Source organism: Psychrobacillus sp. OK032, assembly GCF_900111345.1.
Taxonomy (GTDB): Bacteria; Bacillota; Bacilli; order Bacillales_A; family Planococcaceae; genus Psychrobacillus.
In genome coordinates this window covers 52476-75400 of record NZ_FOGY01000011.1, presented here as the reverse complement: position 1 = coordinate 75400, position 22925 = coordinate 52476, and the positions used below count along the sequence as shown (strand labels likewise).

Below are 22925 nucleotides of genomic sequence, written 5' to 3'. Positions count from 1 at the left end.
TCTTTTTATATTTTTACTTCACTATAGTCTTGTCGTAAAACAAATTTTTGAATTTTGCCGGATGGTGTTCGTGGTAATTCATCTACGAAAATAACTTTTCTAGGTTTTTTATAGCTTGCTAAACTTTTCACACAATGACTAACTACATCCTCTTCGGTTAAGTTCGAGCCTTCCTTTTTTACGACAACAGCACAAACAGCTTCAATAAACTTGGAATCGGGTATACCAATGACGGAGACTTCCTTTATCTCGTCATGACGGTATAAAACATCTTCAATTTCAGCAGCATAAATATTCTCTCCGCCACTTCGAATCATATCTTTTTTCCTACCTGCAATCGTTAAGTATCCATCTTGGTCGAACACGCCTAAATCGCCTGTTTTACACCAGCCATTTACAAACGTCTCCATCGTCGCTTCGGGTTTTCGCCAATATCCTACCGAAACTGCAGGACTTTTAATGGCGATTTCTCCCACTTTACCAGCTGGTAATAGGTTTCCTTCGTCATCCAAGATGTTAATCTCCGTAAGTGGCATTGGCTTTCCGACTGTTTGTCCTTTTGTAAAAGCATCTTGTGGATCAAGCGATGCTGCAATTGGTGTACCTTCTGTCAATCCATACACTTGAACAACCCCAACATTAGGATATTTCTTTTTTAATTGTTCAAGTGCAGAAGGCAATAATGGATCACCGCCTGTGTAAATCGTTTTTAAATTTTTCAAGTGATATGAATCGAGATCATCGTAATTCAACATTTCATAAATCATAAATGGGAATAAGAAACAATCCGTCACTTTTTCTTGTTCAATTACGGATAGGATTCTATCAATCTTAAATCCTTGGCTATTTGTAATGACAAGTGTTCCACCCATCAATAGTATCGGAAGTCCAATATCTTCCATCGCACCTACATGATAAAGTGGACCTGTCGTCATGCCAATTTCCTGTCCTGTAAACTTCCATTTCAAGGATTGCATGGCAGAAAACCAAAGTGTCATGTCATGCGTCCAAATCGCGCCTTTTGGTCTACCAGTTGTACCTGACGTATACATCAACATGACTGGATCACTCAATTTAATATTAATATCCGGTACTTCATCCGCTGGGCCGCTTTCTAATAGACTCCATGGTTTAGACCATTCCGGAATTATATCCTCATCACTTTTTAGGCATATGTACTGTTCTACGGAAACCTGATGACGAATTTCCCCCAGTTCAGTTACCAAATTAGAATGGAAGCATAATATTTTCGTTTGGGAATCGTTTAATGCATATTCTAATTCTGCACTCGAAAGTCGAAAATTAAGACGAACAGCAATTCCACCGATTTTTGCAATTGCAAAATACAAACCGAAATATTCCAGGCAATTGTAAAGCAATACGCCAACTCGATCTCCTTTTTGGACTCCTAGTTCAAGAAGCTTATTCGCGTATGCATTTGATATAGTATGGAGTTCTTTGTATGTCCATGCTTTACCCATTTCTTCCTTTATTGCTATTTTTTCATGATGGTTGTCATTTAACACATTCGCCATTTTTCTAGTAATAAGTCCAACGTCCAATGAAATTCCTCCTTTCGTTTGTCTCTTTTATATAAGCAAGAATCGTGCCAAGTTTAAAAAACGTGAGTTTTCGCTACTTGGAATCATTTTTTCGATTAATTGAATATTAATATTTCCGAATTGTCGGAAAACATTAATTGTATGGTGTAACTTACTAGAATTTCAGTAAAATAAAAAAATCCGGAATACCGGAGGATTTTCCGATAATCTGGATTTTTTATATTACTCAGTGATACCATACTTTTTAATTTTCTCATATATGGTCGAATTGCTAATTCCAAGGGCTTCTGCCGCCTTATTTTTATCGAATTTACAATTCTTTAACGTTCTTTCAATTTCTTCTTTTTCCGTTTCTTCTACTAATTCTTTTAATGTTTTCTTTTGTATTTTTTCAGAATCTCTTCTTATATTTTCAGAATCTCTTTTTATATATTCCGGCAAGGCATCGATATCCAAAAATTCCTCATTTGATAAATGGACACCTGCATCCATTACATTTTCCAGCTCCCTTATATTTCCTGGCCAACTATATTTTTTAAACAATTCGTATACGTCGTTGTGTATGGAATTCACCCGTTTTCCGATTCGGGCTTTTGCTTTTTCAAAAAAATGTTGAATAAGAAGTGGGATATCTTCCGTTCTTTCCCGTAAAGGAGGGCTTACTAATTGAATTGCGTTTATCCTATAATATAAGTCCTCCCGAAATTCCCTATTTTCGATCATTTTCTCCAAAGGTCGGTTTGTAGCTGCAATCACTCGGACATTCACTTTTTTAGGTTGAAGGGATCCTACCGGTTCATATTCCCTTTCTTGTAGGACCCTTAATAATTTGACTTGCATATGCAGTGGCATGTCACCAATTTCATCTAGAAAAATAGTTCCTCCATCGGCACTCCGAAACTTCCCAACTTTTCCACCTTTCTTAGCTCCCGTAAAGGCACCTTCTTCATAACCGAACAGTTCCGACTCGATTAAATGCTCTGGGATAGACCCACAATTCACACTAACGAATGGTTTAGTACTACGAGTACTCAGTTGATGAATACTTTGCGCAATTATTTCTTTACCTGTCCCGCTTTCGCCCCTTATCAATACTGAGATATCTCCACCGGCTACTCTTTTCACACGTTCTTTTAATTCGTTCATTTCATGCGAGTTTCCGATTAAATCATGTAAAGAATACCTTGCCCCATTTGCTTGATCTACCTCGGGCGTATACAAATTGTTCCTTGCCAATAAGTCTTTAATATGGCTATTCATTTTCTTCCAATCATCTAAATCTCGAAAAATGATAGTTCCTATTGCACCGATTATTTCCTTATCATCAAAAATCGGGATACGATTCGTAATGACAAAACTCCCTCGTAGAAATTGTAAATCTCCCATTTCCGATTTTCCTGTTTGAACGACAAGATGTAATCTTGTGTTTTCAATAAAATCAACAATATATCCACCTATTAAATCTTCTCTATCTACTTCCAAAAACTCGCAATATTTATTGCTAATATATTGTATTTTTCCGTTATTATCGATAATGATTGTTCCATAGTTTGCATTTTCAAATACGACATCGAGTAATTTATGATTGAATAATTGTCCAGATACCATATTTATTTCCCCTTTCTCCCTCTAAATCCCCTTACTCCCCATATCTTATATGATAACGGAATTTTCGAGAAAAGGATGTTTCATTTTTCGCTTGGAGACATTTTAATAAAAAAACTACCATTGTAAATGGATAGTTCACGCAATATTGGGATACTGCGTCTTAAACAATGTCCGCTAAGATTTTCGCTGCAGTCGGACGCTTTCCGCCGGGTAAGCGATGAGCATTCACCGCCGCTTACGCGTACGTTGTGAAGAATCATTTTGCTCACTCATCCAGCTGGAGTCGCCCCCTGCAGCGAAAATCAATAGAAATCGCTTACTTATCAGCCTTTAAGCTATAAGTTACGCCGTGCTATATCCAATAAATGGTTGGACGAGACAGAATCCACTGCGAACCCGACAAACTATCCTTCCAACACGACAAAGATTACTCCGAGCGCGACAAAAAGACCGCTCAACACGACAGACCCGCAGATCCTAACCGTACGAAGCAGTATCTCTATACGGTGCAGTATTTCGTTTAGACGACAATAACTGCGACACATTATCCCTATAATGCGAACATAAAAAACAGGGTGAAGATTTTAATCTTCCCCTGTTTCTCCGCTCGCTTATTCTCGATGTTTTACAGCTAATCCTCTTAAAAATTTACGCGCAAAATTATCCCCACACACTTTATAATTTCGATGTCCTTCTTTACGTAGGATTGCTCCTAGCTCCCCTTTTGATACGATAATTCCACCTTCATCTAATATTTCTATCATATCTTCTGTTGTTAATTGTAGCGCTACTTTTAATTTCTTTAGGAGCATATTATTAGCACTCTTCTCGGGAGGTGCAGGATTTTCAGGTTGTCCTGGTTTTGGATCTTGTTTACCTCTTTTAAATGTAACAAAGCCGTTTAAAAAGGAATCTAACATCTTATGCGTGCATTTTATTTGATCATCGGTTTCTTCTACATCAACTTCATCGTCATATTCATCTTTTGATTTTGTGAGTATTTTTGGTAGCTCTTCTTTCGTTACTTCTATACCACCAAGATTAAATATCTCAATCATATCTTTGTTTTTTATATCTAATGCGTATCTTAGTCGAATTAATATATCGTTGTTATCCATTTTAAAGCCTCCTAATATTGCCTAATGACCAGCCATTTCAAAAAGTTTAAGATGACAGCTATAGTTTATAAATTATAGCAGAGAAAACGTAAATACACCTATTAAAACAGTTGAAACAGAATACTGCAAAAACTTAACTAATTACATAGTTCCCTGAATTCAACTATCAGAACTTTTGCGACGAGCTTTACGCAGGAGCACAGAACTTTTGCGACGAGCTTTACGCAAGAGCACAGAACTTTTGCGACGAGCTTTGCGCAAGAGCACAGAACTTTTGCGACGAGCTTTGCGCAAGAGCACAGAACTTTTGCGACGAGCTTTGCGCAGGAGCACAGAACTTTTGCGACGAGCTTTGCGCAGGAGCACAGAACTTTTGCGACGAGCTTTGCGCAGGAGCACAGAACTTTTGCGACGAGCTTTGCGCAGGAGCAGGACGCGGCGGACTTAAATTTCCTTCATCGATTCCTTTCAAAGACTGTGACATCCGCCGAATAAAAAAACTGGAGGAGAAAATTATTCATTTTCTCCTCCAGTTTTTATTCAGTTTTCTAAGTGTTACGAATTGAAATCGTATATTTGACCTTTCATCAAATATGCTGTGCTTTCAGCGATATTTGTTACATGGTCAGCTGTTCTTTCAAGAAAACGATTTACAAATAATAATTGTACAAGCTGATTAGTTTGTTCTGGATGTTCACTTAAATAAGTGGTAAGTGTTTTATATGTTTGACCACTATATTGATCCACTTCATCCTCTAAGTCACCAACTTCTTTAGCAAGTAGGATATTTTCCTCTAAAAAAGATTGTAGTGCTTTTCGGAGCATATCAATCGATACATCTTTCATCTTCTCTAGATTCGTAATTCCTAGTAAAGATTCTGTATTACCAATCTTGATCGTGGCTTTTGCAATATTCACAGCAAAATCCGCAACCCGTTCAATTTCAGATGAAATTTTAAGTATACCAATAATTTCGCGTAAATCTCTCGAAACAGGTGCTTCTTTTGCCATAATCCATACTGTGAACTGATTAACATCCATTTCAAGGTTATCAATTGCAGTATCTCCCTCAATAACTTTTAAAGCAATTTCCACATCTTGTGTTTTTAATGCCTTAAAAGCTCTTTCTAAGGCAACAACTGATAGTTCACCCATTTCGGTGATCTTACTTTTTAATTCCTCTAAATTATTCTCGAAATTAACACGAACTCCCATTTGTTACCTCCATCATCCGAATCGACCTGTTACATAATCTTCTGTTCTTTGATCCTGTGGTGTAGAGAAAATGTTATCCGTATCATCATATTCAACTACTTCTCCGTTTAAGAAAAAGGCTGTTTTATCGGAGACTCTTGCTGCTTGTTGCATGTTATGTGTAACAATAACAATCGTATAATCTTTTTTCATATTTGTAATTAATTCTTCTATTTTTAACGTAGATATTGGATCTAATGCTGATGTAGGCTCGTCCATTAAGATAATATCTGGTTTCATTGCAATAGCACGAGCAATACACACACGTTGTTGCTGACCGCCGGACAAACCAAGTGCTGATGTTTTAAGACGATCTTGTACTTCATCCCAAATTGCTGCACTGCGCAGACTGTCTTCCACAATTTTATTTAATTCTTTTTTATTTTTTATGCCTTGCATTCTTGGTCCATAGGCAACATTGTCATAAATACTCATTGGAAACAAGTTTGGTTTTTGAAATACCATTCCCACTTTTGTTCGTAATTTGATAACATCATTTGTTTTATAAATGTCTTCATGATCAATGACAATATCACCTGTAATTTTCACACCATCAATTAAATCATTCATACGATTTAGTGTTCGTAAAAAAGTCGATTTACCACAACCCGAAGGACCGATTAAAGCAGTAACCTCTTTTTCAAGAATAGCAAGATCAACTCCGAATAAAGCTTGTTTCTCACCATAAAATAGATTTAAATCTCTTACATTAATTATCGATGTACTTTCTTTACTTTGCTCCATATGCTAAAATACCTTCCCTACTTGAATTTTTTTGGTCGTTAGCTCAGCATGTTCTATTATTAAGCATCATTTAACATACGCTTATTTATTGGTTGCTTTGTTAAATTTTTTCGAAATATATGTTGCTGAAAGATTAATCGCTAAAATAATTATTATTAAGACAATACCTACTGCCGCAGCAAGTTCAATGTCACCAGACTCTTGTGTTACTAAATAAGAATGAACAGTTAACGTTCTAGCTGATGATAGAATACTATCTGGCATAGCTGCTACTGTTCCAGCAGTTAAGAATATTGCAGCTGATTCTCCAACAATTCGTCCGACTGAAAGAATAATACCAGATAAAATTCCCGGCATGGAACTTGGTAAAATCACTTTATATAATGTTTGTAATTTTGTTGTTCCAAGCGCTAAGGAACCTTCTCGATACGAACGTGGCACTGTTTTTAATGCTTCTTCCGTTGTTCGAATGATTACAGGTAATACTATAATCGTTAAGGTTAAAGAAGCAGCTAGAATCGACATACCTAATTTTAAAGTTGTTACAAAGAATACCGCTCCAAACAAACCATAAATAATGGAGGGAATCCCTGTTAAACTTTCTGTTGCAAAGCGTATTAGTCTAACTAATCGCCCTTGTTTAGCATACTCTTGTAAATAAACAGCTGCTAATATTCCGATAGGAGTTGCAATGACTAATGAAATAAGAACCGTGTATATAGTTGTTATGATCATTGGCCAAATACCACCACCACCAGTAGGAGAATAATCTCCAAAGATGAATTCAAGGCTAATCAAACCAATCCCTTTATAAAAGATAAATCCAACGATCATAACGAGGATGGCAACTGATAAGAAAGCTGATAACCATAAAAGCCCACGAAACAAGTTATCTTTAAATTGTCTCATCTTAGTTACCTCCCTTCGAACTTATTTTTGCTAATACAAAATTCAAAATCAATATAAATGAGAATAAAACAATTCCCGTTGCAAATAACATTTCTTGATGAGTACCAAACGCATAACCCATTTCTAATGCAATGTTTGTCGTTAGTGGACGAACACTATCCGTTAAGCTAGTTGGAACGATTAAACTATTTCCAGCTACTAAGATAACTGCCATCGTTTCCCCTATTGCGCGACCTAAACCTAATACGATTGCCGTCATAATACCTGATTTAGCTGCTGGTACAATGACTTTAAAAATTGTCCCAATTTGCGATACACCTAGCGCGTATGATCCTTCGCGATATGTTTGTGGAACTGCACGAATCGCTGTCTCTGCTACAGTCACAATGGTTGGTAACATCATGATTGCAAGTACTAGAATTACAGCTATTAAGCTCTGTCCTTTCACTAAACCAAACGTATCTTGTAAAAATGGAACAATGATTGCGAGTCCAAATACACCATATAGTACAGACGGGATACCCGCTAGCAACTGAATTGCTGGTGAAATAATTTTGGCTAACCTTTTAGAAGCAATTTCTGCTAAAAAGATAGCTGTAAATAAGCCAATAGGAACTCCAATAATTAATGATCCAATTGTTGCAAAAATGGATGCAACAATCATAGGGAATATACCGAATTTATCTTCACTCGGCACCCAATCCGTACCAAAAATAAAATCTATAAAGCTATAGCCCTCTGCTACAAAGGGATGAGCTCCTTTATAAAATACAAATCCAATGATTAACAATAAAGTTATTACCGAGAGAAGTGCACAAATCAAGAATATTCTTGAAGATAGCTTCTCTAGCATATACTTCCTTTTATTTGATTTACCGATATCTACGGCCTGCTTATTAGTTGTTGGGATAGACACTCTTTATTCCTCCAAAATTCCGTAAAAGATTATGTTGTTGTCTTCCTTATCAAATACGCCTCGGCGTATTTGCTTCCGCTTCTCTTCGTTCAGCTCCGCAGGAAAAACATTGCTTCCGCTTCTCTTCGTTAAGCTCCGCAGAAGTTAGATATTATTTACTTTACTGGTATTGCTCCTGCTTCTGCAGCAATGAGTTGTCCATCTTCACTTAAAATAAAATCTATAAATCGTTGTCCAGCGTCTGTTAATTTCCCTTCTTTATATACAAACAAGAACGGTCTAGACAAGCTATACTTTCCTTGTAAAACATTCTCTGCATTTGCTTCCACACCATGGATATCGATTGTTGAAATCGATTCATCTATATATTCAAAAGAGATAAAACCAACTGCATGTTTATTGTTCGCAACTGTTGTTTTAATATTCCCATTACCGCTTGCGATTATTGAGTTTCTTACTAATTCACCAGAGCTGTAGTCAACGATTTCTTGGAATGCATCACGGGAACCTGATCCATCCTCTCGAGAGACCACTACGATTTCCATATCATTTCCACCTAGTTCTTTCCAATTTGTCACTTCACCCGTAAAGATCTGCTTAACTTGCTCCATCGTAAGATCTTTAACTTTGTTACTTGGATGAGTTACTACTACAATTCCATCATAAGCTATAACCACTTCATTCAAGCCATTCGCTATTTCTTCTTCTTTTAGATCACGCGAAGACATCCCTATCTCCGACACTCCACTGGTAGCATTGGTAATTCCTGCAGAAGAACCAATTTGATTTATTTCAATGTTCGTATTATCTGTCTCTGAATATTTCGCTGCTAATTTCTCAGCTAGCGGCCCTACAGATGTAGATCCTGAGATAGATACTGTAGCACCACTACCATCGGGCGCTTGCGTACCATCACTATCATTGTTATTACACGCAGATAGTACAGTGAGTGTTGACAGTATTAATAATCCCATTTTTATTTTTTTCAATCTGATCATTTCTTACCTCCAAGTAATATGTTAGGAATTTTTATCCCGGTTTAACAGGATGTTGGTAACTCAAGCATTGAGGTCCACAGGATTTGGGTCATGCAATCGTTGTCGAAGATCGCTGTGAATTTAGATTGCCTTCCTTGGACATTGTGTTGTATTGCCTGGGTTTAATTTCCCCATCCGTGGGATGAAGAAATCCCACGGATGGATGTATCACTTTATGTCGTATTTTGTCTAATGCTAGAATAAATGCTCAGTGTAAATTTTTGATACTATAATTGTAAAGGTTTTGTAAAGATTATTAAAAACAAGATATTTAATGTTAAATATTTTTAAAATTTAGTGAATGATTGATATCTTAGGGTGAGTTTAAATCGTTAATATATGACTTTCCAATTATTTCACATTCATCCTTCATTATATATTTGGTTTCATATTTATTAAGAACAATAATAAAAAGCCGGAAAATTCAACTATGAATTTTCCAGCTCTTTTTGTTTTACCCATCACTTAATGATCACGATTAATAATATAGTCCAATAAATGCTTTAAGAATGGTGTATTGCGTGGCACTTCTTGCAATGCCTCCACTGCAGTACAATAATTTTCCCACATCTCTTTTTTGGCACCTTCCTGCCCCAATATTGAAACGAAGGTGGAATTATTATTTTCTGCATCCTTGCCTGTAGGTTTTCCGAGTAAAGTAGTATCTCCTTCAACATCCAGGAGATCATCCTTAATCTGGAATGCAACGCCTGCATGACGGGCAAATTTTTTCAAAGCATCCATTTCTACTTCATTTGCCTCTGCTAGAATTGCAGGCATGATTAAAGAAGCTTCGAAGCCTATTCCTGTCTTATAAAAACACATCATATTCAACTGTTCCAGTGTGAGTTGTTTCCCTTTGGAACCCAAGTCCATCGTTTGCCCTCTACACATATTTGCTGTAGTTTGAGCTGAATATTTTATGAGATTAAGTACAGTCTTCGAATCGAACTGTTGAAGAGATGCCTGTTCCTCTACAGCCTTTTGGGTAAGAAATAGACCGGTTAATTCGGCAACTGCAATGCTATACATTTCATGAAGTGTCGGACGCCCCCTTCGAGTGGATGCATTATCCTGGGATGGCAAATCATCAAATATCAATGATGCAGTATGCATATATTCTAATGATTTTAATAGTGGCTCGATTTCTGAACTATTTAATCCATAGGCGTTAACACCCATGAACCAAGCCACTATAGGTCTTAAACGTTTCCCTTCACCTTCTAGACTATAATTTGCAGCATCAATAATCTGCTCTTCCGTTAAAAACATATTTTCTGTTTTAGGAATATTTAATATGTCGTTTATTTGATGACGTAACTTTTTGATTGTATTTATAAATTCTTCTTTTTCTATTCGTTCATTTTTTAAAATAGTAATCATATGATCGCGGAGCAGTTTATCGAGGAAATCTACATCATCTGCTTTTCGAACCATATTTTGAATAAGTTTATTGAATGTAGGATTTCCACTAGCAAATATCCCCATCACTTCGTTGTATGTTTTTGTTCCCACTCGCTCTTTATAGCGTTTCAGTCCGTTGATAGCTCGATCCAATATAACCTCACAAGTCTTCCTATCTGAGTTATACACATTATGAATTAAATTAGAAATAACCGTCCAATACATTTCAAAGGGATTTATGAGATCTGAACGTGTCTCGTGATATTTTAAATAATAGGTATAGGGTGTTACCGCACCATCCTGTAGATCATCGAACATATCTGCAAAATCATCCGCCAACTGATTATAAATACCATAAAAAAACGTTCGGCTGTCCAATTCCTTATCTTCAGAAGCACCGATTACTGAACGAACAATTAATCGGGAAGAGGAAGATTTTAATATGACTGGTATATACAGCTCTTCATTCGTATAGGTTGCATTAGATAAATCCTTTACACGGTCCACTTCTTGGGAATTAAAAAACACATAAGATTGCTCTAAAAAACCCGTTCTTGTCTCTTGTTGCTGATGGCCCTTAATATACTCAAAAGCATCACGAAGTTCCGAATGAATATATGTGATTAATTCCACATTATTTCCATTCCAATCACCTAATTCTGGTACGGTACCAGTGATAAGTGTAGTACGTATTAAATCGGTATATTGTTTTTCCTCTTCATCTGATAAAATCTTCGCATCGAGAAGATCATCAATAAATGGATAAGTTAGTCCATATGAATAGCCAAGCCTAATAGCCTTATCGAGTCTCCTAGTACGTTCCTCAGAGGTCGTCTCATCCTTCATCTCTTCAATTTCTTGCATAATAACACCAGCAATTATTTTAATTAGCTTTCTCTGGGCGTGCTCAGCATCCATCTCTTTTGGAATGCTTTCGGATACAATCTTTAGCTTGTTTAGCACCCAAATTAGGCCAGATTCCACTCCTTCTTTCTGGGCAAGACGATACAACCCTGCCATACTAAATGTCTCATTTTTATTTTCTTTAGTTAGGTCTTTTTTTAAACCGTCTACGATGCTTCCAATTCTGTTTAGCGTATCAGGTGAACTAAGTGATTTGCTCAAATCCCGCATAAAAATATAGGAGATGCTTCGATCGAGGTAATTATCAAGTTTACCTGTGTAATTTAGCCATTGGATATAATGGTGATACTGTCGAGGATCAGGTTTTCTTTTTCTACGTGAAAATAAGGAATAATTATGAATATGATTGCGTCTCCACAATCGAATATCTTCTGTTAATGCGGTGACATAAGACTTTTGTTCAACTTGCTCATAAAGTGATTTAAAATAGTGTACAGCTTTTTGCTCGGCTTGCCGATAACATTCATCAGCATTTATTAATAACTCCTTGATCATTCTACAACACACCTTCACTTTATGTTCTCTCTTAATACAATACTAACCAATTAATAATTTATTCTTCAAAAAACCTATTTATATGATCAATTTCATAAAAGGCAACAAGATGTTAAATCTCTTTGCATTCAAGTTTTATACAATTGAAGAAAATTAACTCATATATGTAAACACGTAAGGCTTGATTCCATTTCAGTAGAATCAAGCCTTTTTCTTATCGTCGTCTATAAATTCACCTTAAGACTTTTATTGCTCTTCCGCTTCCCAGCGTTCTATTTCAGCTCGAACTAATGGCGCTACTTCTTTTCCAAGAAGTTCGATTGCTTTTAACACTTCATGATGTGGCATAGAGCCTACTGGAACGTGAAGCATAAAACGTGTGATACCCACATTTTTACGAAGGAAAATAATTTTTTCAGCAACTGTTTTCGCATCCCCCACATATAAAGCTCCTTCTAGGCTACGAGCACTATCAAACGTAGCAAGAGTATACGGACCCCACCCTCGTTCCCTTCCTAAGACATTCATAGCCGCCTGGGTCGATGGGAAAAATTTTTCCACCGCACTATCGGTACTTTCTCCAACGAATCCGTGCGAGTGCGATGCGACTGTCAGCTTCGAAATGTCATGTCCTGCTTGCTTTGCTGCATTCTTATAAAGTTGTACAAGTGGTGCGAACTGAAGTGGACTTCCTCCTATAATCGCTAAAACGAGCGGTAATCCAAGAACACCTGCACGAGCAACAGATTGTGGAGTTCCACCACTCGCAATCCAAACAGGTAGAGGGTCTTGAACAGGACGTGGATAAACGCCTCGATTTTGAATCGTTGCTCGATGCTCTCCGTTCCAAGTAACCATTTCTGATTCCCGTATTTTTAACAATAAATCCAACTTTTCATTGTATAATTCATCATAATCCTTTAAGTCATACCCAAATAGGGGAAAAGACTCGATAAAAGAGCCTCGACCAGCCATAATCTCTGCACGACCATTTGAAATCGCATCAAGCGTAGCAAATTCCTGGAATACTCGTACTGGATCATCTGAAGATAGAACCGTTACCGCGCTTGTTAGTCTAATCCGCTTTGTCTGAGACGCTGCCGCAGCGAGTATTACCGCAGGTGCAGAAGCGGCATAATCTTTCCGATGATGTTCGCCTACACCAAATACATCTAATCCTACTTGATCCGCTAATACAATTTCTTCTATAACTTCGCGAATGCGCTCCGCATGACTAATTACTTTCCCGGTTTCAACATCTGGCGTTGTTTCTACAAATGTAGTGATTCCAATTTCCATATTAATTCTCTCCCTATAACTAGTTAATAACTCTTATTATTCTTTCACATAAAAAATATCTGTCCCAGTAATCATTAAAGCAATGATCTGCTCTGCCATATATAGCGGTGATTCTTGAAAACCATCTTCGATCCAACGTAAAATAACTGCTGCTACTCCATGGGCCTGATAAACATACAGCCATTTTTGTTCCAATTTAGTTTCCTCTAAAAATTCATAAATAGCTTTTCTATTTGAAGCAAAGATATGTCCTCTGCCTGCATTTCTCTCATATTCACTTTATCATGATTTGCATAGGGTTTACGAATGGTTAGCTTGGATGCATCTACTTATGTAACAGGTACAACTATTCACGCAGATGCAGGGTACACATCTCGTTAAAATACTTTCTTAAAACGAGAATAACCCCAATTGTTAGTTACCATGACTAACAATTGGGGCTATATTATTATAAATAAGTGTAACTAATAAAGCTTTTCGGCAATCTTCCCATTACCGTACATCATCAAGTGATTTCACCACTGTGTGAGCAATCGGTTTCCATTCCACTTTCTTAAAAAGAGCAACGATAGAAATAGGAATATAAGTAAACATAAAGAATGGAAAAGTGAATGTATAAGCAATCTTTTTCCAACCAGAACAATGTATTTTTTTCCATTCTGTCAAGGTTGTAATGAATCCAAGCGTAAACAAAATTCCATAATACCACCCAATGGAATTTATTAATTCCACTGTAGTTGCTTGAATAATCTCTTTTCCATCAAAAAATCCCAAAAAGCCAGCTAGGTAGAATAATCCATTCACCATCATACTAATACTAGAGACGAGCATGGCCGGCATAATCGTCATCGTCATATCGAAGCATGAGAACTTGTTAAGTCTCCCAAGAAAAATATTTCGTACCAAACCACCGCCATATTTTCCAAAGACCTGATAAAACCCTTTCGCCCAACGTAATCTCTGATGCCAAGACTGGTCAAAGGTGACTGGTTGCTCATCATAGAACATGGCGTTTCTACAATATCCGATCTTTTCGCCTTTAATAATCTGAGAAACAGAAAACTCGATGTCTTCGGTAAGGAGATGGTGGACCCACCCTCCATTGTCTTTGATCAAATTTGCATGTACCAGAAATCCTGTTCCGGAAACTGCACAACTGGCGTTAAGGACCATCCTTGGGAGGTTAAGATATTCAGCTTCATGTAGGAACCAGAGTGCATACCCGGCAGAAATCCAATTTTGATCATAATTCTTAGAGTTTCTATAACTGGTAATTACCCTATATCCTTGATTGAAAGTCTTGTTCATCTCCTCTATATAATTCTCATCAAGAAGATTGTCCGCATCAAACACAAAATATCCTTCATACTCTCTGAATGAATATTCACTTTCGATAATTTTAATCATATAGTCGAGAGCATATCCCTTTCCAACCTTAGCCTTATTGAAGCGCTCCCTGACGATTGCTCCGGCTCTCTTGGCAACCTTCGCAGTATCATCGGTACAGTTGTCTGCTACAACAAATATATCAATCAATTCTTTGGGATACTTCTGGTTTTTTATGCTTTTTATGAGTTGTCCGATTACGAGTTCTTCATTTCGAGCCGCGATGATTATTGAGTATTTGTTTGGATGGACATTCTCCATCACAGGCTTTTTATTTTTTTTGGTCTTAAATGCAACAAACATGTACACAATCTGATATGAATACATCACCGCAAATAATAGGAACATAAAAAAATTAAATTCATTAATAAAAGTTAATACATCTGAGCCCAAGCCGATCCCCCCTGATGTTACGATTTTTTTAACATTCTTCGGCTTCTTTCCCTAAATTTATGCGTATTACAAAAGGTATCGAGCACATTAGACTACCCTTAAGAAACAATTATATTACATCAATTTACATATTGGATTAATGCTATGTTAATTCTATGTAAAATTTTAGCATTTAGTGTTAGATATTAGAATTTAAAAAATATGACAATGTAATATCAATAGCTTGATATGATGTATCACCTTTTCCATTCGAACCATACTAAGGATTATTCTTTGAAAGGGTGAAAGCATGAAACGTAATATACTCGTATTGATTATATTTTTCATTACTCTAATGGCCATTTTTCTATTAGCCTTTTCAATATCGCCTACGAAAGATATAAACGGAACTGCTATAAACAAAACGCAAAAACCAGTCATTCTCATCACAGTCGACTCTCTTATGAGTCTGCCCCTCCAAAAAGGAATTCAAGAAGGAAAAGCCCCTGCCTTCTCATTTTTAATAAACAACGGACAATTCCACCCTGAAGTAATTAGCTCATATCCTACAATGTCCGTGACAATTGATAGTACATTGTTGACAGGTACTTATGCCGATCAGCATAAGATTCCAGGACTCATTTGGTTTAAAGAAGATGAAAATCATATTATTAGTTATGGCAGCGGTTTAAGAGAAATATGGAGTCTTGGAGTGAAAAATGTTGCGCTCGACAGTATCGTCCATCTAAACGAAGAACATTTGAGTAAAAGTGTTCAGACCATTCACGAAAAACTCACAAACGATAACATTCAATCAGCCTCTATAAATGGGCTTCTATATCGTGGAAATTTCCACCACCAATTAAATGTTCCAAAACTAATTTCAACAATGGGACTTTTACCGAATGATATTAAAATCAGCGGACCCACATTACTTTCATTAGGAGCATTATCCCTCTATAATCCCGAAAATGATTTTCACAAATTAGCTTGGTCAAGAATGGGGGTAAATAATCAATTTACCGTTAACGAATTGAAATTTCTAATTGAACAAAATAAATTGCCCGCATTTACGCTCGCCTATCTGCCAGATGGAGACAAGGATTTACATAAAAACGGGCCAAATGATTTAAGATCAATTGAAAAAGCAGATCAGCATCTTCAAGAACTATTAAATTCTTATTCGACTTGGGAGGAAGCAATTGAACAGACAATTTGGATTGTTCATGGAGATAGCGCTCAATCTACAGTGATGAAAGATAAAAACAATTCTCTCATAGATTTAAATGATTTATTGAAGGACTATACCTTTTGGGAACGTAAGAACACGAATGGCGAAATTGCAATCGCGATTAACGAGCGAATGGCGTACATTAACTTAAATGATGAAAACGTGGAGCTTTCAGAGGTAGTAAAGATATTAAGAAAGGATCAGCGTATTGGCATTATTGCATGGAAAGAGGGAGAAACAAACTATGTCATCTCTCCGCAATCCAATAAGGAACTTATATTTTCTCCAGAAGGATCGTACAAAGATATGTATGGTCAATCATGGAAGTTGAAAGGCGATCATTCGATTTTAAATTTATCGATTGAAAGCGGCGGGCATATCGAATATGGGGATTATCCAGATGGTCTGGCAAGACTTTATGGTGCTCTACATTCACATGAAGGTCGATTCATCATTGTAGATGCAAAGCCACAATATGAATTTATTGAAAAACATAGTCATGACCATGCTGGAGGAGGAGCACATGGTTCATTACACAAAATCGATTCCCTTGTCCCACTTATAATTACAGGGACTCAAGAAAAACCTGAATACAATAGACTCGTGGACTTTAAAGAATGGATAATTAAATTAATGAAATGAACGCTACTAAAAGGAACTATGTCAGATAATCGGCATAGTTCCTTTCCTAGTATATATAATTATTGGCACTAAATGAAAAGTAACCAACAACAAGCTGCTTATATGCTTCATCTGTTAAAGAACAACCAGATGCTTTCTGACGTCCACCACCACCGAAATATGATTATGAATCATACATAATGATATTCGTTTTCACCCTTATTTTGAACACCTTTTGCTTGCTTTTTGTTCACGTTTTTCCCGATTTTAAAAAGTATAGATTAGGGTTATTATTAGAATTTGATTTTTAATTTTTCGGCATCATCTAGTTTTTTATCCTGTACATTAAAAACATCACTAGTTGTAATTTCAAATGAGTCAATCTTAGATTTTTCAATAATGAAACCTAAATTCCCTTTTTTTGTTTCATTCGCTGCAATTTTTCCATTTAATTCTTCTAAGTAAATATCATCTTCCCAAGTCTTTTGCTCACCAGCGCTTGTATGAACTAATGAGATAGGAGCAAATTTTAAAGTTTCATTCGATGTGTTTTTTATTTCTACGAACACTTTTACAAAATCAAACTCTTGATCGTGAGTGTAGCTATGAAAAAAATCGATTAAGCTATAATCAGGTTTAAAATGAAGAGCTTTTGCTTCTCTTACCGTCAATTCAATTGCACCAATATTGACAGTTTGACTCTCTTTATTTATATCGTTTAATGTAACTTCACCCTTTACATCTCGAATCGTTTTACCTACTTCTTGCAAGGATTTATCATTGGTTACTTGGGGATTATCGAGATAATCTTGATAATAGTTTGGGATTTCATTGGAAGAATTCGAATTCGATTCAGTGGTAACCTGTTGTTCATCCTGATTATTTACACAACCAATTAGTAGAAAAGGTAGTAATACAACTAGATATATTGCTCGTTTCATCATAAATCTCCCATTCGAATGTATAAAAGGTTCCTATTGCTAAATAGTTAACAATAGGAACTTTGTCAATACAGATTATTTATCATTAATTTTAACTTTTGCTTTTAAAAGATCGAAAATAATTTTCGCATGATCAGTATTTTCTAGTTGACCTGCAAATTGATTACTTGATGGTCCGAATGCATACACTGGTACGTCTTCACCAGTATGTCCACCAGTTGTCCAACCAGTATGTGAACGCTTATTAAAGATGTTCTCAATTGCGTTGTCTATTTCAGTAAGATTTTTTGTTGTAGCTGCGGATTTAACAGCTTGAATTTCTTCATTTGTTAAATCAAGTTCAATACTTTGTTTCAAGACATCTTCAACATTTGCACCATTCACAATTTCATTAGCCATAAAGTCAGGTGTACGTTTAGCTGCTTTTAGTGGCTCACCAAACCAGTTGTAGATTCCATCAGCACCTATTGAAAATCCACCTGTAGAGTGGTCAGCTGTTGCAACAACGAGAGTATTCTTGTCTTTTTTCGCAAAATCGATAGCAGCTTGGAATGCTTTTTCAAAGTCTTCCATTTCGCTCATAGCACCAACGATGTCATTATCATGGCCAGCCCAGTCGATTTGACTACCTTCAATCATGAGGAAAAATCCATCTTTATCTTGTTTTAAACGATCAATTGCAGCTGTTGTCATTTCCGCTAATGATGGTTGTTCATTGGTACGATCAATCATTTTATCTAAACCTCTTGGAGCGAATAGTCCAAGTACTTGCTGATTTTTATTTTTTAGTAGCTCGTCACGATTTGTGACATAGCTGTAGCCATCTTTTTTGAATTCTTTTGTAAGATTACGATCTTTACGTTCAAAAAGATCTGTACCTCCACCTAGAAGAACATCTATTTTATGTTTTCCATTGATTAATTCGTCATAATAATCATCTGCAATTGCATTCATATTTTTTCGACTAATGTCATGAGAACCAAATGATGCTGGTGTTGCATGTGTAATTTCAGAAGTTGCAACGAGACCTGTAGCTTTCCCTTTTTCTTTAGCTGCTTCTAAAACCGTTTTTACTTCCGATTCATCATTATCAACACCGATTGCGTTATTATATGTTTTGATACCAGCAGACATCGCTGTTGCTGCAGAAGCAGAATCTGTAATGTTTTGTGCTGGATCTTCTGGATATGTCATTTGTTGCCCTACTAAGTATTGATCAAATGCAGTACGTTCAACAAATTTTGTTTTAGGATTATCTTTTAAATAGCGATAAGCTGACGTGTAAGAAGGACCCATTCCATCCCCGATTAGGAAGATGACGTTTTTGGGATTACCATTATTTTGACCGTTTTGGTCATTTCCTTTTGCTTCTGCTGTAGAAATAGCCCCCGCAAAACTAGTTAGTGCTAGAGTAGAGACAACTGCAAAAGGTAATATTTTCTTTTTAATTCTTTTTCTGAACATTATGATTCCTCCTTATTTAGCATACTAGATTAATATAATTTAATAGTTTTAAGGATATAGGAAGGCAAGATGTTATTTTTGTAAAGCTTCAATCTGTTAACATATGGGTAATTCTTGAATGTCCTCATACTTATTTATCAGAAAAAATTTAGGTCCAAAGTATTTTTAATGAAATAAATTCTTATTTTCATGAATTTCAGTACTAATAACCCAGTTCCTAAGTTTCGTTTTTATCATAATGAAATATTCACAATAAATTTACAATGTAACTTTTTCTTAACATTTGGCTATTAATCTTTATAGTTATGGCAGTAAAATTAGCATAATTAGCTATATGGAGATTATCCAGATGCTCTGGCAAGACTTTGGTGCTCTACATTCACATGAAGGTCGATTCATTATTGTAGATGCAAAGCCACAATATGAATTTATTGAAAAACATAGTCATGACCATGCTGGAGGAGGAGCACATGGTTCATTACACAAAATCGATTCCCTTGTCCCACTTATAATTACAGGGACTCAAGAAAAACCTGAATACAATAGACTCGTGGACTTTAAAGAATGGATATTAAGATTAACGAATGAGCTGCCTACCAAAAGGAATGAATAGTGAATTGGAAGTGAAACAAGGAAAAAGAAAGCAAATAGGAACTATGTCAGATAATTGGCATAATTCCTATTGTCGGAATATATAAAATATAATCCTGGTGGCTAGTTTTTTTTAACCTCATTCATTAAATACTCGACAAACTGATCATCCCTTACCAACCATGCTTCATAATTTCGTTTTAAAAATTGCTCGCTGTCTTCAAAACTTGTAAAGGTCTGTTCCATTACAGTTTTATTTTTTTCAATCATCCAGTTCTGCTTATTCGTTTGATAAAGAAGAAAAACATTCTCACTTCTATTTTTGTATAGCGAACCGAACGAAGAATGCTTCAAATTATAACGGTTCCTTTTGGCATCTTCTTGAATTGGCTCTAAATGAAATGTATCCAACACAAACTGTTTGTACGCTTCTTCAGTTAAAGAACAACCAGACGCTTTCTGATGTCCTCCACCACCGAAATAACCGGCAATTTCAGAAACATCTATATGATCATGAATTGTACGCAATGATATTCGTTTTCCACCCATATTTAATATAGCGATATAGTCGAGATGAGGATATTCTTTCCCAAGTTCACTTCCTAGCTCTGAATGGTACGATTCTGCATAAACAATACCGGCCATATGCTCTCCTGTTTCTGACTGTACGATTTCTCTTTTTTTCCGACGAATATACCGATCTATTTTATCTTCTTCCATGTTCAGCAATCGCTTTTCAAATTCATCAAAATCAAAATGTTCACTTGTAACAAGTCGCTCCATCATTTTTTCTTCAAATTCTTCAATCGACACTAAATAGAAGAGCGAATTTAACGAATGGGCTTGATGGTTCTCATTCTTCTCCCACTCCCATGTATCATACTGCCGAACCAACTCTACAAATTCAGTAATAGCATCCGTTGCCTCCAATAGTCTATGCTTAACTAGATATTGATAAAATAATGAAGTAGCTGAAGTTAATCTACCTTCATTATCCTCAACTATGACATAGCCCCATTCATATTCATTAAAATGTAGAGCCGTTTTGTGATGATCAAGTAGTTGTATTTTTCCTTTTGCACGATAAAAATCATCGAGTTTATTTTCATTTTCTTTATTCGGAGACAAATCAGTTATAAATAAAAACGTTTCTGGATTATCATTTTCTAAAAAGAATTCAATCTCTCGATTAAGAGACGATACTGAATTATATCGCACCTTCACTTGCTTACCGAAAGCAAGTTTTGCTAAAATGCCACATCCGACACCATCTAAATCATTATGAGACAATAATTTATACATCCTCTTCACCTCAAACGTAGTATGGTTATGAAACGAGTATTTTATAAGGAAAAAAACGTATGGAGGAAATGCATGTTACATAAGTAAAGCACATTAAACCAAACAGAATATAAAAAGGAATCAGAATGAATAAATCTCACTCCGATTCCTTTAACCACACATTATTCAGATGTCATATGTTCCTTTTCAAAAAAATCCATTAAATACTTTTTAAATTGTAACACTGCACGTTTTTGTGTTTTGTTTTTTAACCAAATGGTTGCAAAAATCATGGCTATCTGTAATAACAAGCAGATTAAATGTTTATAATCTATTCGTAGAAGATTTTAAAATTGTGACTTTATTAGAAGTTACTTTTTTCTCTACTGCGTAGTCTGCACGGTCTTCACGAATAAAACTCATAGCTATTGCACCAAAAATAGCAGCAATACCAATTGCAAAAAAGTTAAACTGTGGTTGGAGATTAAAGGTTAATAGAATTCCCATATAAGTTGGAGCAACAATGGAACCAATACGTCCGAATGCCATTGTACTACCGAGTGCCGCTGCTCGAACATCGACTGAATAATACTCCGCTACATATGCATTAGACATGTTTTGTAAACCAACTGAAGCAGCACCAATAAGAGCAATTAGCCCGTAAGCAATATATATATTTTTCGAGTAGCCAATAAGCACCAATGATACAGCCCCTACTATATAAAGTGGGATTAGGATACGTTTGAAACCAAGTAATTGAATAAGGTTTCCGAATACCATTGTTCCAATAATGGCCCCTATCTGTAGTACTGCAACAAATAAAAGACTTGATTTTAGATCATAGCCTGCATTCATCATTAATGTCGGAAGCCATGTATTTAAAGAATACATTAATATGAATGTACAGAAGCAAGAGAGCCAGAACATCGTCGTACTTAAAGCAAGTTTGTTTTTAAAAAGATCACGAACCGATGATTTTTGTAGCTGTTCCTGTTGGACATATGTAAATTGGACATCTTTCGAAAGCGTTGGCTCTATTTTTCGAAGGACAGTTACAAGACCTTTTGCATCCTTTTGTTTCATTAAAGTACTAATCGATTCTGGAAGGATACGTACAACAAGTGGTAGCAAAAGTAGTGGTAATCCACCAATCCAGTAAACTGGCTGCCAACCGAATTTTTCGAGAAATACTTGTCCACTAAATGATGCAGTCATCGCGCCAACAGAATAACCGCAAAAAATGAATGAAATAATGGCAACACGGTATTTTGTCGGAGCGTATTCTGAGATTAAAGCAGCGATATTTGGCATAACACCACCAAAACCTAACCCTGCAATAATACGACAAATAATAAAGAACATAGGTGTCGGTGCAAATCCAGATAATAATGTAAAGAAACTGAATAAGAAAGTTGTAAAAATAATAATACGTTTTTTTCCAAAACGATCTGCATATAGCCCGAATAAGACAGCACCAATTGCCGTACCAATTGTAGTATAACTACCAATCGACCCTGCTACTATATCTGTGATTCCCCAGTCCGCTTTCAACAAAGGAATAGTCGCGCCATAAATAACAACATCATAGCCGTCGAACATCATGATAAAAAATAAACAAAGAATAAGAACGTAATGAAAACCTTTTAATTTACTCTGATTAACTATTTCAATGGGGTTCACTGTATTCATGATAATCTCTCCGATGCTAATATAAATTGATTTGTAATGTAAGGAGATTGTAGCACGATAAAACTGCTAGCATATAACA

18 protein-coding genes are annotated in these 22925 nt (G+C 36.0%); 2 read left to right on the top strand and 16 right to left on the bottom strand.

Annotated elements, in window-relative coordinates:
- Positions 1–5: 5 nt before the first annotated feature.
- The 12 genes from BMZ04_RS19005 to BMZ04_RS18955 all read right to left on the bottom strand — a co-directional run bounded on the left by BMZ04_RS19005 (position 6) and on the right by BMZ04_RS18955 (position 15049).
- On the bottom strand, positions 6–1562 hold the full coding sequence (locus BMZ04_RS19005; protein ID WP_255368015.1) for a long-chain-fatty-acid--CoA ligase: 1557 nt from the start codon (positions 1560–1562) through the stop codon (positions 6–8).
- 222 nt (positions 1563–1784) lie between these two features.
- A complete protein-coding gene (locus tag BMZ04_RS19000; RefSeq protein ID WP_093275797.1) occupies positions 1785–3170 on the bottom strand; it encodes a sigma-54 interaction domain-containing protein in 1386 nt (461 codons plus the stop codon).
- Between the two features lie 611 nt (positions 3171–3781).
- Positions 3782–4288: a YehS family protein gene (locus tag BMZ04_RS18995; protein WP_093275794.1), complete on the bottom strand. Its 507-nt coding sequence runs from the start codon at positions 4286–4288 to the stop codon at positions 3782–3784.
- A gap of 555 nt (positions 4289–4843) precedes the next feature.
- Positions 4844–5503 carry a phosphate signaling complex protein PhoU gene (phoU, locus tag BMZ04_RS18990; RefSeq protein WP_093275790.1) on the bottom strand — a complete coding sequence of 220 codons (660 nt, stop codon included), beginning with the start codon at positions 5501–5503 and terminating at the stop codon, positions 4844–4846.
- A gap of 12 nt (positions 5504–5515) precedes the next feature.
- Positions 5516–6286, bottom strand: coding sequence for a phosphate ABC transporter ATP-binding protein PstB (gene pstB, locus BMZ04_RS18985; RefSeq protein WP_093275788.1), 771 nt, complete (start codon positions 6284–6286; stop codon positions 5516–5518).
- 81 nt (positions 6287–6367) lie between these two features.
- Positions 6368–7195 (bottom strand): phosphate ABC transporter permease PstA, encoded by an 828-nt coding sequence (gene pstA, locus BMZ04_RS18980; protein ID WP_093275784.1) that lies wholly within the window; start codon positions 7193–7195, stop codon positions 6368–6370.
- Position 7196: 1 nt separating this feature from the next.
- Positions 7197–8111, bottom strand: coding sequence for a phosphate ABC transporter permease subunit PstC (gene pstC, locus BMZ04_RS18975; protein ID WP_255368014.1), 915 nt, complete (start codon positions 8109–8111; stop codon positions 7197–7199).
- A gap of 155 nt (positions 8112–8266) precedes the next feature.
- A complete protein-coding gene (locus BMZ04_RS18970) occupies positions 8267–9109 on the bottom strand; it encodes a phosphate ABC transporter substrate-binding protein (RefSeq protein ID WP_093275781.1) in 843 nt (280 codons plus the stop codon).
- Positions 9110–9613: 504 nt separating this feature from the next.
- Positions 9614–11971 (bottom strand): polyprenyl synthetase family protein, encoded by a 2358-nt coding sequence (locus tag BMZ04_RS18965; protein WP_093275779.1) that lies wholly within the window; start codon positions 11969–11971, stop codon positions 9614–9616.
- 246 nt (positions 11972–12217) lie between these two features.
- The gene (locus BMZ04_RS18960; RefSeq protein WP_093275775.1) at positions 12218–13270 is read right to left on the bottom strand and encodes an LLM class flavin-dependent oxidoreductase; all 1053 of its coding nucleotides are present in this window, start codon (positions 13268–13270) and stop codon (positions 12218–12220) included.
- A 36-nt stretch (positions 13271–13306) separates the two neighbouring features.
- Positions 13307–13492 carry a TetR-like C-terminal domain-containing protein gene (locus BMZ04_RS22515; RefSeq protein ID WP_255368022.1) on the bottom strand — a complete coding sequence of 62 codons (186 nt, stop codon included), beginning with the start codon at positions 13490–13492 and terminating at the stop codon, positions 13307–13309.
- 270 nt (positions 13493–13762) lie between these two features.
- Positions 13763–15049 carry a glycosyltransferase family 2 protein gene (locus tag BMZ04_RS18955; protein ID WP_255368013.1) on the bottom strand — a complete coding sequence of 429 codons (1287 nt, stop codon included), beginning with the start codon at positions 15047–15049 and terminating at the stop codon, positions 13763–13765.
- Positions 15050–15338: 289 nt separating this feature from the next.
- On the opposite strand from BMZ04_RS18955, the gene BMZ04_RS18950 reads away from it, so the two are divergent.
- Positions 15339–16901 (top strand): alkaline phosphatase family protein, encoded by a 1563-nt coding sequence (locus tag BMZ04_RS18950; RefSeq protein ID WP_093275770.1) that lies wholly within the window; start codon positions 15339–15341, stop codon positions 16899–16901.
- A gap of 272 nt (positions 16902–17173) precedes the next feature.
- Here the strand turns inward: BMZ04_RS18950 and BMZ04_RS18945 are convergent, their stop codons facing one another.
- Both BMZ04_RS18945 and BMZ04_RS18940 read right to left on the bottom strand, forming a co-directional pair.
- Positions 17174–17821, bottom strand: a complete 648-nt coding sequence (locus tag BMZ04_RS18945; protein ID WP_093275767.1) for a DUF4352 domain-containing protein — start codon at positions 17819–17821, stop codon at positions 17174–17176.
- A gap of 75 nt (positions 17822–17896) precedes the next feature.
- Positions 17897–19285, bottom strand: a complete 1389-nt coding sequence (locus tag BMZ04_RS18940; RefSeq protein ID WP_093275763.1) for an alkaline phosphatase — start codon at positions 19283–19285, stop codon at positions 17897–17899.
- A gap of 349 nt (positions 19286–19634) precedes the next feature.
- On the opposite strand from BMZ04_RS18940, the gene BMZ04_RS18935 reads away from it, so the two are divergent.
- On the top strand, positions 19635–19898 hold the full coding sequence (locus BMZ04_RS18935) for a hypothetical protein (protein ID WP_093275759.1): 264 nt from the start codon (positions 19635–19637) through the stop codon (positions 19896–19898).
- A gap of 101 nt (positions 19899–19999) precedes the next feature.
- Here BMZ04_RS18935 and BMZ04_RS18930 read toward each other — a convergent pair whose 3' ends face one another.
- Positions 20000–21178: a DHH family phosphoesterase gene (locus tag BMZ04_RS18930; protein ID WP_093275755.1), complete on the bottom strand. Its 1179-nt coding sequence runs from the start codon at positions 21176–21178 to the stop codon at positions 20000–20002.
- A 303-nt stretch (positions 21179–21481) separates the two neighbouring features.
- Positions 21482–22846, bottom strand: coding sequence for an MFS transporter (locus BMZ04_RS18925; RefSeq protein WP_093275752.1), 1365 nt, complete (start codon positions 22844–22846; stop codon positions 21482–21484).
- Between the last annotated feature and the right edge of the window lie 79 nt (positions 22847–22925).